Source organism: Pseudomonas sp. PME37.24/006, from assembly GCF_055556635.1.
Map to the genome: position 1 here is coordinate 1 of NZ_JBVHNL010000057.1, position 278 is coordinate 278.

A 278-nucleotide genomic window follows, 5' to 3' on the forward strand; every position below is an offset into this window, starting at 1 on the left:
ATGATCCGCCGCATCCCAGAGAGTGGTCTTGGTCTTGGGCATGGACTCCTCCTGACTACAGTTCGCGCGCGAGCGCCTTGGCAAGATCGATGTCCCGTTTCTGGGACGACTTGTCACCGCCGACCAGCAGCACCACGATCTGCTCGCCCCGCTGGGTGAAGTACACGCGATAACCCGGGCCGTGATGAATGCGCATTTCGGAGACGCCTTCACCGACCGGTTTCACGTCTCCTGCGTTTCCCAGCGATAGACGTCGAAGCCGGATATCGATGCGTGCT

General features: G+C 60.4%; 1 protein-coding gene. It reads right to left on the reverse strand.

The window, feature by feature from the left end; translation table 11 throughout:
* Positions 1-55 precede the first annotated feature (55 nt).
* Positions 56-278: type II toxin-antitoxin system RelE/ParE family toxin (locus ACZ3GY_RS23840; RefSeq protein WP_465912200.1), on the reverse strand; the 223-nt coding region annotated here is incomplete at its 5' end.